Genomic DNA, 16169 nt, shown 5'->3' with positions numbered 1-16169 from the left:
GGTGCGCCGCGTCTCGGCTGCGACGAAAGGGCAAGGACGTGCGTTCTAATGTTCTAACTGGGCCTTCAAATGACGTCGACGTTGTCTTCTCACGGTAGGATGGAAATGAACGCACGGATATTGCCGTTTGTGGAGACTCACGGTGCTCCCTTCCGCAATCGACACAGGGGGACCCCGGTTTGGACTTACGTGATTATCTACGAATCCTGCGCCGTAATTGGATACTGATTGCAGCAGCGTCACTACTTGGATTGCTTGCTGGAGGCACAGCCTCGATCGTCACGCCAGCGATATACACGGCGCAAACAAGGCTTTTTGTTGCCATATCAAATTCTGGATCTGTTCAGGAACTCCAGCAGGGGAACAGCTTTAGTCAGTCGCGCGTCCTGTCCTATGTGAAGACAGTGGATTCGCCGGCTGTGTTACAGCCAGTTATTGACTCGTTGGGGCTGGAGGTATCGCCATCGCAGCTTGGAAAAAATGTGCGGGCAACCTCGGAACCTAGTACGGTTCTCATCACTATCGCTGTGTCTGACCGTTCGCCAGTTCAGGCGGCAGCGATCGCCGAGTCAACGGCGAACAGTTTGATTCGGACAGTCGACGCTCTTGAAAAGCCGGCAAACGGTGGGGCATCGCCGATTAGGCTTTCGTTGATCGCACCTGCCACAGCTCCTATAAGCCCGTCAGCGCCAGTCGCCAGCACCAATCTCCTCGTCGGCCTGATCGGCGGGGTTTTTCTCGGAGTGCTGATTACTGTTTTGCGTGCCACGTTAGACAACCGAATTCGTGGAGAACTTGATCTTCGCAAGATTACAGACGCTCCCCTTCTTGGGGCCATAAGATTTGACGCGCAGGCCTCAAAAACTCCTCTTATCACTCAGACGGGGCCCCAGAGCCCAAGAGCGGAATCTTTCCGTCAGCTCCGAACTAACCTTCAGTTTGCAAACGTCTCAGGCCGCGCTAAGACGGTTCTGGTGACTTCGTCGCTTCCAGGCGAGGGAAAAAGTACGACAGCAGCTAATCTTGCCATTGCTCTTGCCGATGCTGGACAGGCCGTGTGCATTATTGATGCGGATCTCCGACGTCCAATGGTCAACGAATACTTAGGACTTGACCGCAGCGCGGGTCTGACTACTGCGCTAGTTGGAGGAGCCGATGTTGATGACCTACTGCAAGCTTGGGGAGCAAATAACTTGTATGTTCTGACCTCCGGTCAGATTCCACCAAATCCAAGTGAGCTTCTTGGCTCCGAAGAAATGAAGGATCTTCTTGAGCGGCTTGAACAGGTCTTCGACACGATAATTGTCGACGCGCCGCCCCTGTTGCCGGTTACTGATGCAGCTGTGCTCTCACAGCACGTTGGCGGCGTAGTGCTGGTGGTTGGTTCACAGAAACTTCGTCGGCAAGACCTCCAAAAGTCCCTGGACGCGTTGGAACTCGTTGGCTCGACTCTGCTGGGCGTAGTGTTGAATCGGCTTCCGTCGAAAGGCCCTGATGCATACTCGTATGATTATTACTCATATGGGCGGGAAGAGGGCCAGGCCCGAAATGAGGATGGTGTACGGCATAGCAGGCGCCCAGAGGCATTGATACACCATCCTGTCGAAAACTTTGACGATACGCTGGACGGACCGACCCACAATCGAGTGGACTATTAGTCAAGACACGTTTGACTTGTTCAAACGCTCACTCGAGGTTTCCGTTATATATCTTTTTGCCTTTGCGCGCAGTCGCTTTAGCTAAATGGTCGCTAATCTTCGTGCAATGAAATTCAGGACTATATCGCGGTTACGGAGTTGAATAGCCAGCTACTGATTTGCCCAGAGCCCAAAAAACCTTGAATCTTCACTAAACTAGAAACGCAATCATGTTAGGAACTTCGAAATGAGCGGGTCGTTACCTACAATAACGCATGTCGTAAATGAAGGTATGTGTGTTGGCTGTGGAGCTTGCTCCGTAGCAACGTCCGGTGCGATTCCAGTCACCATTGGGCGATACGGCTCATTTCGTGCTTCTCTCGAAGGTGTTAGTGAATCTGATTTGGCAAAGGGATCTCGAGTATGCCCATGGGCTAAAGAGTCAAAGAATGAGGACCAGATTGCTGACGAGGTATTCAGTGAAGTTGCGAATCAAGATGTGATTTTAGGAAAATATACGTCCGTCAACGCCGGCCGGGTTGGCCAGGCGGAAGATGCTCGCAAAAGCAGCTCAGGCGGATTGACGAGCTGGACGGCCATTCAGCTTATGGAGCGTGGCGAAATCGATGGGGTCATTCACGTAGGCCCAGGCGATAGCGCGCTTTTTGCATATTCTGTTTCATATACGGTCGAGGAGCTCCGGGAAAAGCGGAAGTCGTTTTACTACTCGACTAGTTTTGCCGATGCCCTGATCTCGATCGTAGGGGATGGCAAAACCTATGCGTTCATTGGAGTGCCGTGTTTTGTCAGAGCTGCCCGCTCTCTAAGTGACGAAATGCCTGACCTTGGTGCGCAGCTCAAATTTTTCCTGGGGCTAGTTTGCGGACACCTGAAGTCCGATGCCTTTGCTGAGCTCTTGGCTTGGCAAACAGGGGTGGCACCTGACGAACTGAAGGCGGTGGACTTCCGGGTTAAGAATCCGAACCGCCGCGCTTCTCAGTACGACTTTGGTGCCGTCAGCCGTAGCTCGAATGAAATGCTTACACGACCAACTCCGTCATTGATTGGCGGAAACTGGGGTCATGGTATGTTCCAACTCAATGCCTGCAACTATTGCGACGACATATTTGCGGAAACTGCCGACGTCGTCTTTGGCGATGCTTGGTTGCCCGAGTTTGAGGGGGACTGGAGAGGTACGAACGTTATAGTCAATCGGAATTCGATTATTGAAGGTATATTGTCTGAGGGTAAATCATCGGGCCAAATCGAGATTTCTCCCCTCGCCCCTTCCCGTGCTGCTACCTCACAGGATGGCAATTACAGGCACCGCCGCATTGGCCTTGCTGTTCGGCTTGCGGATGACCTGGCGGCTGGAAAATGGGTGCCGAATAAGCGAGTGGCTGCGGGACTAGCAGGCGTTGACCAGCGCCGGCTTGCCATAATTAGAAAGCGCCGTGAGATTTCAGCTAGAAGCCACGTCCTTTTTAGCGAGGCAAAGAAACGAGGGTCGCTGCCATATTTCTTGTCCGCTATTGATCCGCTTCTGGCCGAATATCGCGCAATAGATTCTAAGCCGTCCGTCAGGCGGACAATAGGCCGCGTGAGTCGGATGCTACGGCGCGCGGCCGCGAAATTTGGGCTGAAGTAGGGTTCAAAGTTTATGACTTGATGTGGGGACTGTGGAAATAACGGTGTATCCGGCTCGACACGCCGGGCGGTAAGCTTGGCGGGGAGGAGCCCGATACGGCCGCAACACTTGAGGCTGTGCCGAGTACGAAAACCGTTGAGAAGAAGACAGAATCATCCGAGGTTGACGCTGCCCGCGAGCTGGTTCGGATGGCGAAGGAACAGGGCCTGTCCCTGACTGGTCCCGATGGTCTGCTCAAGCAGTTGACCAAGACCGTGATCGAGACCGCGCTCGATGAGGAAATGACCGAGCATCTCGGATATGAAAAGCACGATACTGCGGGGAAGCAGACCGCCAATTCCCGCAACGGAGTGCGCCCGAAAACGGTGTTGACGGAGACGACAGGGCCGGTGGAGGTGGATGTGCCGCGGGACCGGGAAGGCACGTTCGAGCCGGTCATCGTCAAGAAGCGCCAGCGCCGCCTGACGGGGGTCGATGAGATGGTCCTTTCGCTCTATGCCAAGGGCCTGACCACGGAAGAAATCAGCGCGCACTTCGCCGAGATCTATGGTGCGTCCGTGTCGAAGGAGACGGTCTCGCGGATCACCGACCGGGTGCTCGAGGAGATGGCCGCGTGGCAGAACCGTCCGCTGGACGAGGTCTACGCGGCGATCTTCATCGATGCCATTGTCGTCAAGGTCCGGGACGGGCAAGTCGCCAACCGGCCTGTCTACGCCGCGATCGGAGTCACCCTGGAGGGCGAGAAGGACATCCTGGGACTCTGGGCCGGGACCGGCGGGGAAGGTGCGAAGTTCTGGATGAGCGTGCTGACCGACATCAAGAACCGCGGCGTGAAGGACACCTTCTTCCTGGTCTGCGACGGGCTCAAGGGCCTGCCCGAAGTCGTCACCAACGTCTGGCCGCTGACGACCGTCCAGACGTGCATTATCCATTATGCCGACGCCCGGATTATGCCGATGTGGCCGCGGGTTCCGTTTCGGGGCGGGGGTTTTGTGCTGGCGAGGTCGGCATAATCCGGTGAGCTGATCCATGCTGGCCTTTCCGTTTCTGGAGAGGAGAGCGTCATGGTCAAGGTGTTGCGGTCGTTCGTGCGGGGGCCGTTGGAACCGCACGTTGAGGGGTTCGCCGAGGAACTGCTTAGACAAGGGTATTCGCGGTCCTCGGCCGAGCAGCACGTCTGTTTCATTGCCCATCTGGATCGCTGGATTCAGGCCGCGGGCGTCAGTCTTGGCGATCTGAGCGGTCAGGTCCTGGAGGTCTACCTGGTTGAGCGCCGTGCGGCCGGTTATCGGGAATACCGGTCGGTGAAGGCCTTGCGGCCGCTCCTGGACTACCTCACTCGGCTGGGAGTGGTGCCTGTTCCGCCGGATGTTCCGCTCGGACCGGTGGAGGAGCTGTTGTCCCGCTACCGTGTCTGGCTGCTTCGTGAGCGGGGCCTGACCGCGGGCACGGTGCGCGGCTACGTCGACTGCGTGCGGCCGTTCGTTGTGGGTCGCCTGCGCGGTGAGGTGCTCGAACTTGCCAGCCTGACTGCAGCCGATGTCACGGGGTTCGTTTTGACTGCTTGTTCTAGGCGGGCCGTCGGGTCGGCGAAGCTGATCGTGTGCGCGTTGCGGTCGCTGCTGGGCTGGTTACATGTCACCGGTCAGGTGCCGGTCTCGTTTGCCGCCGCGGTGCCGTCGGTGGCTGGTTGGCGCCTGTCAGGCTTGCCGAAAGGGCTTGAGCCTGCCGAACTGCGGCGGCTGCTGGCAGGCTGCGATCGGCGCACCGCGACCGGGCGACGCGACTTCGCGGTGTTGCTGTTGCTGGCACGGATGGGCCTGCGCGCTGACGAGGTCGCCAGTCTCGTGTTGGACGACATCGATTGGCGCCGCGGCGAGCTCGTGATCGTCGGGAAAGGCAGCCGAGCTGAACGACTGCCGCTGCCGGATGAGATCGGCAGTGCGATCGCGGCATACCTTCGCCGAGGCAGGCCGGCCGATGCCCAGGGGCGCAGTGTGTTCGTGCGTGTTCACGCCCCGCACCGGGCGTTGACGACCGGTGGGGTGACGATGATCGTGTTCGATTGCGCCCAGCGCTCCGGGCTGCCCAAGATGCACGCCCATCGGCTGCGGCACACCGCGGCGACCGCGATGCTGCGAAGGGGCGTGCCGCTGGCCGAAGTCGGGCAAGTCCTTCGGCACCGGTCAGCGATGTCCACGGCAATCTACGCCAAGGTTGACCATGCGGGGCTGTCCGTACTGGCCCGCCCTTGGCCCCTCAACCAGGCCGGCGGTGTGTCATGAGCCCGGTTCTGCGCGAGGAGTTGACCGACTACCTGAGGTTCCGCCGTGCTCTCGGTTACCGGCTGGACCGGCCGGAGAAACTGCTCGGCCAGTTCCTCGATCATCTCGAGCAGTCCGGCACGGACGTCGTCACGACCGAGGCAGCACTGGACTGGTCCCGGCTGCCTGTCAACGCGGAGTCGAACTGGCACGCCTATCGGCTCTCGGTGGTGCGCGGTTTCGCCACCTACCTTCACGCCGTTGATCCGGTGCACCAGGTCCCGGCCCCGGACATGCTGCCGCAACGGCCGCACCGAGCCAGCCCGTACTTGTATTCCGACGCTGAGATCTCGACGCTGCTCACCGCGACAACGATATTGCGCACCCCGTTGCGGCGGGCTACGTTCGCGACGTTGATCGGTCTACTGGCCGTGACCGGCATGCGCGTCGGCGAGGCGATTGCACTTAACCGAGACGACCTCGACCTCACGTCACAGCGGATGCTGGTGCGGTTCGGTAAGTTCGGCAAGACCAGAGCGCTGGTGCTGCACCCAACCACAGTGGACGCGCTGCACCGATACCAGCTGCTGCGCGATCGAGATGCCCCGGCAACCGGGACGCGGGCGCTGTTCGTGTCCACCGCGGGAACCCGGCTGATCTACTGCAATGTCCACCACACCTTCAAACAACTGGCTCATCACGCCGGCCTTCGAGCGCGATCCGGGCCGTGCCGACCCCGTATTCACGACCTGCGGCACTCCTTCGCCGTCCAGTCGATGCTCGATGCCTACGCCGCCGGCCAGGACGGGCAGACCCGGCTGACGCTGCTGTCCACCTGGCTGGGGCACGTCAATCCGGCCAGCACGTACTGGTATCTGTCTGCGTCACCGGAGCTCATGGCCGCCGCCGGGCAACGTCTCGACGCATACCTCGCCGACCAGTCAGCAGGCCGGTCATGACCGCACTCGCCCCGACTTTGCAGGCGTTCTTCACCGACCGTCTCATCCGGCAACGGCATGCCAGCGGACACACCGTGGCCGCCTACCGGGACACCCTGCGGCTGTTGCTCGGTTACGCCTCAGCGCAAACCGGGCTCACACCGTCGGCGCTGGACCTCTCCGACCTCGACGCAGTATTGATCGCCAGCTTCCTCGATCACCTCGAGCACGACCGGGGCAACAGCACCCGCACCCGCAACGCCCGCCTGGCCGCGATTCACTCCCTGTTCCGGTACGCCGCGCTGGCCCACCCCGAGCACGCCGCCAGCATCGCCCGCGTGCTGGCGATCCCGCCAAAACGCTTCGACCGGGCCCTGATCACGTACCTGAGCGAGGCCGAGGTTGATGCGATTCTCGCTGCCTGTGACCAAACCACCTGGACCGGCAGGCGCGACCATGCACTATTGCTCCTCGCAGTTCAGACCGGCCTACGGATCTCCGAATTGACCGGGCTCACCAGTACTGACGTGCACCTGGGCGCCGGCGCGCACGTCGCATGCCATGGCAAAGGACGCAAAGACCGGATCACCCCGCTGACCAGCAGCACCGTCACCGTCCTGCGCAACTGGCTCGACGGCCAACACGGCGATCCCAAGGAGCCGCTGTTCCCGACCCGAAGCGGCTCCAGACTCAGCCGCGACGCGATCGAGCACCGGATCGCGCACTACGCCAGCACAGCGGCCGTCGCCTGCCCATCACTACACGGCAGAACGATCACCGCACACGTGCTCCGGCATACCTGTGCCATGCGACTGCTGCACGCCGGCGTCGACACCAGCGTGATCGCGCTCTGGCTCGGCCACGAGAACGTCGACACTACACAGATCTACCTGCACGCGGATCTGGAACTCAAGGAAAAGGCGCTGGACAGAACCAAACCACCCAACGGACGAGCAGGCCGATACCAGCCCCCAGAAAGCCTCATCGCCTGGCTCGAAGCCCTCTGATTATGCCGACCTCGCCAGCACAAAACCCCCGCCCCGAAACGGAACCCGCGGCCACATCGGCATAATCCGGACATCGGCATAATGCACGTTATGCCGATGTCGGCATAACGTGCATCTGATCCGGAACACTTTCCGGCTGGCGTCGAAGAAGGACTGGGACGCGCTCAAACGGGACGTGAAGCCGATTTACACCGCCGTGAACGCTGCGGCGGCCAGAACGGCGTTTGAGGAGCTCACGGAGCGCTGGGGCAGGAAATACGGGGCGATCGTGCGGCTTTGGGAGAACGCGTGGGAGGAGTTCATCCCGTTCCTGGACTACGACGTGGAAATCCGGCGCGTGATCTGCTCGACCAACGCTATCGAATCCCTGAACGCCAGGTACCGGCGCGCCGTCAAGGCACGGGGTCATTTCCCCACCGAGCAGGCTGCGCTAAAGTGCCTCTATCTGGTTACCCGATCCCTCGATCCGACCGGTGCCGGCAAGACCCGATGGGCCGTGCGTTGGAAGCCCGCTTTGAACGCCTTCGCCATCACTTTCAGCGACCGATTCCCGGCAGCTGAAAGCTACTAAAAGAAACCGCCGGATACACCGTTAATGAGATAGTCCCGTATGACGCTCATTTCAGGGATCCATTTCCGTCCCCACGAACCGCGAAGAGCCAGATAACGTGTCGCCCATATGGCCTCCGGCATCCGTCAGGCACGTCAATGACAGCCAAAAGAGGGCTCCGGATAATGTTGGCTTCGACCTTGCAGGCTCTTTACAGTTCATGGGGAAGCGAATCCAGGATGAGTGTCATGCCGCCGTCCAGGCGGCACTTCTCATGAGAATAATCGATTTGTAGTTGGCTGGGTTCCGGTAGCCGCGGGCAAGTGCGTTTGAGGTGGTTGATGCCGCAGCCTTCGCAATCGTCAAGGCAGTATTGGCCCCTGATGGACCCGGTAGTGGAGCCCGCCACGGCTCCACAGCCTTTCAACTGCACTGCTACCTACAGCAGCTTGCCACACCATTACAACGCGACAGAACCGATACTGGCGATGGAGGCAAAACGCCAGCAATGCATCCACAAGCTCAGTGGGAACGATTGTCATAAGATATGGCAGTTCGCCAATGCACGGCCTCCTTCGCTTTCCCTAGTCAGTAGCAATGACCACCATGGATGATGCGCCAAAGTTTGGGCCCTGGGCCAGCGCGACACTCTGGGATGAGTCTCCAGCCCTCATCGTCCACTTGTATGTATAGGCGCCCTTGGGGACAAGCCCTGTGATGCGGATCTCTGCTGAACTCCGCCGTTTGGCCGTACCGGACGTAACAAGCGTCGTTGAGGCGGGGACATCATTGCCTCCTTCTCGGAGTGCCCAATACACACGTACGGATTCGTCAGCGGTAGAGGAGTACCCGACCCCGGACATACATACCCGAATGCTGCCACTTTCCGGTGCAATAAACGTCACTGAAAGATTTCCCGGGGTAGCGTCCTGCAGGGATGCCCCAGTCGCGCCGAATACTACGTCGGTACTCGGTCGATAGTTCGTTATCCCAAGGATTGTGCCAGGCCTCGACGTGGTGCTCCTCGGGATGGGTGCGACCGGTAGCGAACGAACCGCGTCGAGATAGCCGAAGCCGTCCTTTTTGTTGGGTAGGAGACCAGAGCCTCCTTCGGCCCATTCGGACACGTTGTAGATTGTCACGATACGGCGCATGTTGTTCCGAATGATGTGGCCGACAGCCTTTTGAAGTACCTTCTTGAACAGAGCAGGGGTGTTGCCTACGAGGTTGAACGCGGAGAGGTGAGGAGCAGCCGAGCGGGCAGACGTAACAACGTTGACGATTCCTGCTGTCGGAAACGACACGTTCTCGGCATAGGTCGCATAGGAATTCCCATAACTTGCGTCCGAGCCATAGCGCGCGCTGTATTCCGAGGAAACGGCAATCACACCCCCGGTACGCAGATCCTGTTGAATGCTGGTAGTCGAAGTGATCACGCCACCATTGCGCGCCATCAGGAGTATCCCGTCGTAGCCGATGGTCCTGAACTTGGCCGCCAAGGTCTTGAGGTAAGTTAGGGTGGCCGTGTGTCCGATGTATGCGTCGTAGACGCCACGAGTCCGTTCGAGGTCCCATGTGTATACGACCGCATATGTCTTGCCATCTTCACTGTATGAGTAGGCTCCTGGATAAGTGGCGTAGGCTGCCACCACTTCATCATTCTGAGCCTCGATGTCGGACGGCGTCCCGTTGTACTTGAGCCAAAGCATGTACTGGAGGGCAGCGAAATTCGGGGTGTTATTGAAAAGTTGATATACCCAATGATTGATGCTGCGGGGGGAAGACCAACCGGCACTTGTGAATCCTGGCGCTTGAGTAATGCTTACGACATTAATGCCCGCTTCCGCCATCCAGAGGCACTGCCAACCGAGCACATTTGCATCATCCCCCTTGTAGAAGCCTTGAATCGGGTGGCGAGATGGATCATAGCCTTTTGTTGTTACGCCGTCTCCGGTATTAGTTGGGAAGTTCCAATTCCAGTCGTACCACCCGTACCAGCCATTCGCCGATCCCGTGGCTAGCGCCGTGGAGTCAAGCCCGAAGTCGTTATACCAATGGGCGACGACATCAAAACCTTTGCTTGCAGGCGCAAGGGCTGGCGGCGGCGGTTCAACGGAGCCGAAGACGATGAGCGAGGGGTACTTGTAGACCGCGCCGTCTTCGTGCTGGGGCGCCCCAAAATGGGAGTAGCGGTTACCATTACTGCCCGCCGCGAACGCCGCCCTCATGTCTTCGGACTTTGGACCATACGAATTGGAAAGGTCAGGAATTTGAACGGAGGGGATTTTTGACTGAAGGTCGAGAGTTGCGACGCCAGACGCCGCACCTTTTTCCGCGGCCGGCACGTAGGCGGTAGTTGTCTTATCCCCGGGGCCGGCGTGAGCGCTGCTAACGTCAAACGCGGAAATTGCGGAAGCTCCCGTGAACGCTGTAATTAGGGTGCCCAGTCTTAAGAGCCCCCGGCGCTTTACATCGGTCTCGTCTTGGGGCCCCGGAGGGTCTTGCCGTCCAGTCTCGTTAGCCATGGGTAGACGCTATTTCTCGGACTGGACACAGGCCACAGTGGAGGTTACGCGTCTTTGGGGCGAGCGAGCACTCGGCTGATGGAGCTCTTACTCAGTTGACCTAAAGTGACAAGTTACAGTCACGACTTAGGGCGTGAGACTCCGTTACGGCAATAGGTCACAACATTAGAGGTCTTTAGGGGGAAAATCAGCGTCTTCGGATGGGCCGGTCGCCCGACTTCGGGTTTCTTCGAGGACACGATTTTGACGAGTTGCCCTGAAAGCGGGACTGCGTGCAGCCCTGCCCGACATCCAGGGGTTCGTTGGGCTGACAGTCCCCCCGGTTTTCGTGATGACGGCCTCTCGTCCCACAAGGTCGGCACCTATAACGAGCCCCAGAATGATGAAATAAGTCGCGGAGGAGTTTGGGCTAAGCGCCACTTCATTAAAGGCCGCGTTAAGAATGAAGCCGTAGAGAAGTCCGCAGGCGAGGAGTTTCTGCCGCGTGTCTTGAATGCGGTGGGCGTATTTCGAGAGCACAACGAAGAATGCCACGTAGACCGCGAACCCGATCACGCCGAGCTGGCCCAAGATCATCCCGATGCCACTCTCTGTGATGGCAGATGTGGATTCTGAGCCCTCTGAGAAGAGACCAGCGAGAACTCCGGTTCCGCCCATTCCGCGCCCTAGCGGGTGCGCCGGAAGCTCAATGAAAGCCGCAAAGAAGCCATTAATGTGAGCGGTGGTCGAGCCAGTGGACGACGTCAGTGTGAATCCGTAGAAGAGCATGCCGGTTACGGCCACAGACATGATCGCTAAAACGTGGACCGTCCGCGAGGCGAAGTAGCGGGTCCAGAACGCTGCGAGGACGAGCATTCCGAGGAACGCACCCTTGCTTACCGTCAGGACGGATGCAACGATGACCACCAGCACAGCCGCGCGCTTTTTCAGGAACCATGCTGCCATAAAGACAGAAAATAGAAAGGTGCCGAAGTTTACAGGGTCAGCGAATGGTCCGACCATACGACGAATGAACTGCCCATCTATCTGCTCCGAGGCATAAAAGTTACCCGGCAATCCAGTGCCAGGGCTGATAGGTATACCCTTGTTCTCCCATAATGTCTGCAGGCCAATAGTTTGCCAGAAATCAGGCGTATTCGATTCCAGAAAACCAAAAGATATTGCAAGAATGCCAAGCCATACAAGGTAGCGGAGGTAGTTTTTGAGGCAAACTATGCGGCTGGCGTGGATGCCCACAAGAAAAAACAGTAGCGGTGCGGCGATATTGCGGGCGGATGCAAGGGCTGCTATGGGTTCAGTCCGGAAAAGCACCACCGTAACGAGTCCATAGCTGATGAGGACGGCAAGGTAGACAGTCACTTTGCGGTAAAGCTGCGTCCGCGCAGGGTCCATCTTCGGATCGTCCCTCAGTAGGAGGACCAAGTAGAGAGCCGCCGAATAGATGAAGTTAACGATTACAACGAGCTGGAGTTCGGCGCCTTCAATGTGTTCTGCAACGAAAGAAAGATAAACGTTTTGTGAAGCGGAGATCATCGTCGGCACTATCAAGAAGAGTGCAATGTCCGGTCTCTCGGCGCCGAAACTGGGCGCAAGTAGGACAAGGAGGGTAACAATGGCGATACCGGTCACGCTGAGAAGAGCCAGAGTACCTATCTCTGCGGCAACCACAATGCCAATAATGGCCAAGACGACCATGACGAAAGGAACGATGTCCCCCACTGACGAGTGTCCTTGAGGTGGCCGCTTGACTGTCGACGCGTTAGACCGCTGCATGACTTAACCCTAACCCGCACATATCAAGGCGATAGAGTTATGTCGTGTTCCTAACATTCGGCCCGAACGGCCAGGTCGTCAGAAGAGAGTAGGGTTAACCTCTTTTGGTGGACACCTGAAGTAGCGGGATCCTTGGATTCTGCGGGAAGGTGTTCTTGTGAGCACGACACGACGTAAATTCACTCCCGGAGTATCGGCGGGAGGCGGCGCGCATTGTCACCACACCGGTTTGCGCCGGTGGCCCCGGAGCTGGGTGGCCGCCTCGATGCGCCGGCAGGGCCTGGAAGGGATCTCGCCGCGGCGATTGCGGTCGATAGTGCCGATCGGTGAGGCCCGGGTGCATTGCATTCGATCCGGATCTGGTGGTCAGAAAGTGGGACAGCGGGGCCTTGCACGCTGTCTGGATGTCAGACAGTCTTTCTTCCGGTCAACGCCGCTACCGTTCCGGCCCAGTACCGCTTGGACCCGCGGCGCCCCGTAGATCCCGGTCGAGTCCTCGTAAGCTCGCCTGACCTTTGCATCCAGTTCCGCACGCCCAGCCGCCCGCACCGATTCCCCTGAGCGCAGTCTAGTCTTAGCCCAGGACTAGCAAAATGCTCCTCTGGGAAAACATTGCAGAGAATGACCTCGCCCGCTACCGTGCCTTTATGCCGCAACCTGGCGCAACTTGCGGGTGTCGTTCGGGATTGGGCTGTCTAAGTCCCGGAGAACGTGTTGCTCTCATTGAATGTAGTCCCGCTTTTATCAGCGTTTAGCCGAGCAAGTTCGGCATTGAGTCGCGATTTCTCTGCAGTTGCTCGCGCCAATGCCATCCCAATCTGACTAAGAATATAGAGAATGCCTTCCATCTCAACTCCTATGCCGCAGTGACGTTTATGCGGAGAGGCGTGAGCGTGATATTCGGCCCGGTAAAAGCGCTGAAACGTCACCTCAAACTGGCGGCGCCCTGCGACATTTTCCTGATCATTGGCTGTCCGTAGCCCGGAATGTCGACCCCTGAGTTACGGAGATTCAGCTTCACCACGTGACCGGCCGTGAGGTTACGAAGGAGGACGGAAGTGGTTAAGTTACCTTCCAGAGAGCGAGGCTAAAAGTTACAGACGCGTTTGAGGCGTCAACATCGACAAACGCCTTCCAGGTTGTCGTGAACGTAGCAATAGACAACTGGTTGAAGACGCGCGTAACTAAGGTCACCCCTGGCACTCCACAGTCTGGTTCCGGGACTCACCGCGAGAGTTGCCGCTGCTGAGCGGTATAACTTCGCGTCCCCCGATTAATCCAAAGCTGATGGCCGACTCCTTGGAGAGACCTGCTGTTGGTCCAGCAGGGCGATGATGATCTGCCCGATTGGCCTTCAAAGGCAAGATGATTGTTTGAACTTGCGATTTGACCCAAGCGGTCAAAATGCACGATGACATTCCCGAACGTATCCACGATACTAGAGCGTCTGCTGTTGAGTTTTGGGCTTGTTTAAGTTTAGCCTAAACGCCCTGCGGTACAGCTTGCTGCCCTTTTATTTGCAAACATAACCTGATCTAGCTTGTAGGACAGAAATTGTCGTAGACCCTAGTTCGGGAACTTAACTCATCTCATGTATCCCCGGAGGAGCTTATGCTTCGGTATTACGCCATCCCCAAAGAGATGGATGGCTAAGATGGGGTGCGTGTCTATCAGGCGAAGACGCCCCTATTGCTATTTTGAAACAGAATCTCGGGTACAGTGAGAGGCAACGTCGCAAGAGACTTGGGGGATGAGCATGCTTGCTTCGCACTTCCGGCTGGCCCGAACCCTGTTTCGCAACTGGGGGCAGCTTCAGATCTACCGCTTCTTCAGGGTCACTCCGAAACGGTACGGAAATGCCGTGATCGTTCTCGATATGTACTGCAATTCGAGCTGCGGTATGTGTAGCTCCTGGGCCAGACATACCCTCGAAGGAACTCTTACCGTCGAACAGTGGCGGACTGTCGTGGATAAGCTCGTGGTCCATAACCCCGACATAAAGATCTCCTTCGTGGGAGGTGAGCCCCTTCTCGTCGAAGGTCTCACGGACCTGCTTCGTTACTGCCACGACCGAAATGTCATGTTCTCGTTGGTGACGAACGGCATCCTTCTCGACCAAAAGAAAATCGAGGAGATACTCGACGTGGAACCTCTGGCGCTGCATGTTTCGTTTGACTCGCTTCGACCCACGACGTACAAGCGAATGCGCGGAGTCGACGAGACCGAACGGGTGCAAGCTAATATTCGCGCACTCTCCGCGGCCGCCAGCACCCGTGCCCTGACTCCCCATTTGGGATTGAAGACGACGGTGACCAACTTTAACGTTGAAGAGTTGAACGACATCGCGCGGTTCGCTGACGACGTCGGGATGAGCGTCCATTACCAGCCCGTGCTCGCCGACAATAAGGTTGCTGCGCGGATCATGAAGGTCGATCGCGACGTGCTCGATGACCAGATCATGGAGCTGACCGATGCGATCAATTCAGGTCTAGCCAAGAACATCACGAACACGCCGGCGCACATACGCCGTTGGCCCACCTATTTCGACGGCAGGGAAACCAAGCGCAGCCACTGCCCGACGGCCATCGAGAATCTTTTCATCCAGCACGACGGCTCCGTCAAGTTGTGCGAAAGGTATTCAGAGAAGGTGGGGAATGTCCTCACCGACAGCATCGACACGATCGTTCGCAGCGAGGCTGCTCGGCAGCTACGATCCCGCACATTCTCCTGCCAGCGCAACTGCACTTTCATCTATCAGCGAGGCCCGCTGGACTACTGGAGAATCTTCCAGGTTATGGTGCAGAAACGCCGCGCGTCACTCGTCCGCTAGACACCCAGGATGGGACTGTGGATCAGGTAGAGGCTGTAGGACCAATTTCCTGCCATCACCAGGGCCTGGATTCGAATGCGGTAGGAATGAAGGTCCGGCGTTCGTCCTGGTCGCGACGTGCCAACCACAGGACGAACAGGGACATTGCGGCGCCGAGGAGACCACAGGGGCCGCAGAAAGCACGTCCCCGACGGCTTCACCATCAGTCAGTTCCTCCGCGGCGGCCTCCGAAGCGGCTGCCGCACGGATCGTGATCGAAGCGAACACCACATCGGCCTCTGCGCTGAACGAGCGGGCTCGTCTTGGTCTTCTCCATCGCCGGCATCATCCTCATCGTGTGCCTTGCCGCCGCGGGCACGTGTTCATCATCCGGCCGGGACGGCTCGAGGCCACGTGCATAAGCGAATGGAAGCTGCGGCCGAAGCAGTGTTGGGGACCAGCAGTCACTGCGCCAGTGGCTGGCCAATTACCAAGGGAAAGGGTGGCGGGGGCTAGTTCGGTGGGAAGGAGGAAGTGTCATTTACGGCGTGACTTGATCCTGGAAGCTACGTATGCAAGGAAAGTGCAAAGTACCCTTACTTCCTTGGATTCTCGCGGTAGAAGCGCCTCCTGCGACCGTCTAGGTAGGAAAGCGGTTGCTGGGCAGTCGTTGACTTAACTTGTCAATCCGCATCTCACATGGTTAGGTCATGGTCGATGGGGATCACTGTGACCAATGGAGGCTCTCGTGGCTATATCCGACTTCGCCCTGGCGCTCTGCGCGCTCCTGGGCACGCTGCTGGTTCCGTTCTTCGTCCTGTACCAGATGCTGCGGCTCAAGCGCCGCGCCATCCGGATTCCCGTCCGCACCGCACCCCGAGGTAACCGCCGCTAGCCATGCCGTACGTCGACATCAATCCCCATAAAGGCCGTCCCAAGTGGCAGGGGTACGCCATTCTGGCCATTCTCCTGATTCTCACGACAACTGTGGTTGCCGCCGCCCTTGCCCGCGTCTGAC

General features: G+C 58.2%; 9 protein-coding genes and 2 pseudogenes. 9 read left to right on the top strand and 2 right to left on the bottom strand.

Features of this window, described 5'->3' with window-relative positions:
• Positions 1–179 precede the first annotated feature (179 nt).
• The 7 genes and pseudogenes from FBY31_RS08865 to FBY31_RS08835 form a co-directional block, all read left to right on the top strand.
• A complete protein-coding gene (locus FBY31_RS08865; RefSeq protein WP_142039472.1) occupies positions 180–1658 on the top strand; it encodes a polysaccharide biosynthesis tyrosine autokinase in 1479 nt (492 codons plus the stop codon).
• Positions 1659–2040: 382 nt separating this feature from the next.
• Positions 2041–3285: a Coenzyme F420 hydrogenase/dehydrogenase, beta subunit C-terminal domain gene (locus FBY31_RS08860; protein ID WP_160142453.1), complete on the top strand. Its 1245-nt coding sequence runs from the start codon at positions 2041–2043 to the stop codon at positions 3283–3285.
• Between the two features lie 116 nt (positions 3286–3401).
• A pseudogene (locus tag FBY31_RS08855) lies at positions 3402–4217 on the top strand (IS256 family transposase); the annotation flags it as partial.
• Positions 4218–4349: 132 nt separating this feature from the next.
• Positions 4350–5570: a tyrosine-type recombinase/integrase gene (locus FBY31_RS08850; protein WP_142039465.1), complete on the top strand. Its 1221-nt coding sequence runs from the start codon at positions 4350–4352 to the stop codon at positions 5568–5570.
• Positions 5567–6508 (top strand): tyrosine-type recombinase/integrase, encoded by a 942-nt coding sequence (locus FBY31_RS08845; protein WP_142039462.1) that lies wholly within the window; start codon positions 5567–5569, stop codon positions 6506–6508. Before FBY31_RS08850 ends, FBY31_RS08845 begins: the two co-directional genes overlap by 4 nt.
• Positions 6505–7494, top strand: coding sequence for a tyrosine-type recombinase/integrase (locus FBY31_RS08840; protein WP_142039459.1), 990 nt, complete (start codon positions 6505–6507; stop codon positions 7492–7494). Before FBY31_RS08845 ends, FBY31_RS08840 begins: the two co-directional genes overlap by 4 nt.
• Positions 7495–7600: 106 nt before the next feature.
• Positions 7601–8065: pseudogene (locus FBY31_RS08835) on the top strand (transposase); the annotation flags it as partial.
• Positions 8066–8628: 563 nt separating this feature from the next.
• Here the strand turns inward: FBY31_RS08835 and FBY31_RS08830 are convergent.
• Together FBY31_RS08830 and FBY31_RS08825 are read right to left on the bottom strand one after the other, a co-directional pair.
• Positions 8629–10569, bottom strand: coding sequence for a hypothetical protein (locus FBY31_RS08830; RefSeq protein ID WP_142039456.1), 1941 nt, complete (start codon positions 10567–10569; stop codon positions 8629–8631).
• A gap of 165 nt (positions 10570–10734) precedes the next feature.
• A complete protein-coding gene (locus FBY31_RS08825; protein ID WP_142039453.1) occupies positions 10735–12288 on the bottom strand; it encodes an O-antigen ligase family protein in 1554 nt (517 codons plus the stop codon).
• A gap of 1804 nt (positions 12289–14092) precedes the next feature.
• On the opposite strand from FBY31_RS08825, the gene FBY31_RS08820 reads away from it, so the two are divergent.
• Positions 14093–15172 carry a radical SAM protein gene (locus FBY31_RS08820; RefSeq protein ID WP_142039450.1) on the top strand — a complete coding sequence of 360 codons (1080 nt, stop codon included), beginning with the start codon at positions 14093–14095 and terminating at the stop codon, positions 15170–15172.
• Between the two features lie 727 nt (positions 15173–15899).
• Entirely contained in the window at positions 15900–16046 is a 147-nt protein-coding gene (locus FBY31_RS22810; RefSeq protein ID WP_160142452.1) for a hypothetical protein, read from the top strand.
• Positions 16047–16169: the final 123 nt, after the last annotated feature.

It is taken from the genome of Arthrobacter sp. SLBN-100, from assembly GCF_006715305.1.
Taxonomy (GTDB): Bacteria; Actinomycetota; Actinomycetes; order Actinomycetales; family Micrococcaceae; genus Arthrobacter.
Note: the sequence above shows the minus strand (reverse complement) of the source record. Positions and strands in the feature narration are given on the sequence as shown.

Coding starts and splice junctions, on each gene's coding strand:
- FBY31_RS08830 (WP_142039456.1), bottom strand. CDS start 10,569: ATGGCTAACGAGACTGGACGGCAAGACCCTCCGGGGCCCCAAGACGAG.
- FBY31_RS08845 (WP_142039462.1), top strand. CDS start 5,567: ATGAGCCCGGTTCTGCGCGAGGAGTTGACCGACTACCTGAGGTTCCGC.
- FBY31_RS08840 (WP_142039459.1), top strand. CDS start 6,505: ATGACCGCACTCGCCCCGACTTTGCAGGCGTTCTTCACCGACCGTCTC.
- FBY31_RS08820 (WP_142039450.1), top strand. CDS start 14,093: ATGAGCATGCTTGCTTCGCACTTCCGGCTGGCCCGAACCCTGTTTCGC.
- FBY31_RS08850 (WP_142039465.1), top strand. CDS start 4,350: ATGGTCAAGGTGTTGCGGTCGTTCGTGCGGGGGCCGTTGGAACCGCAC.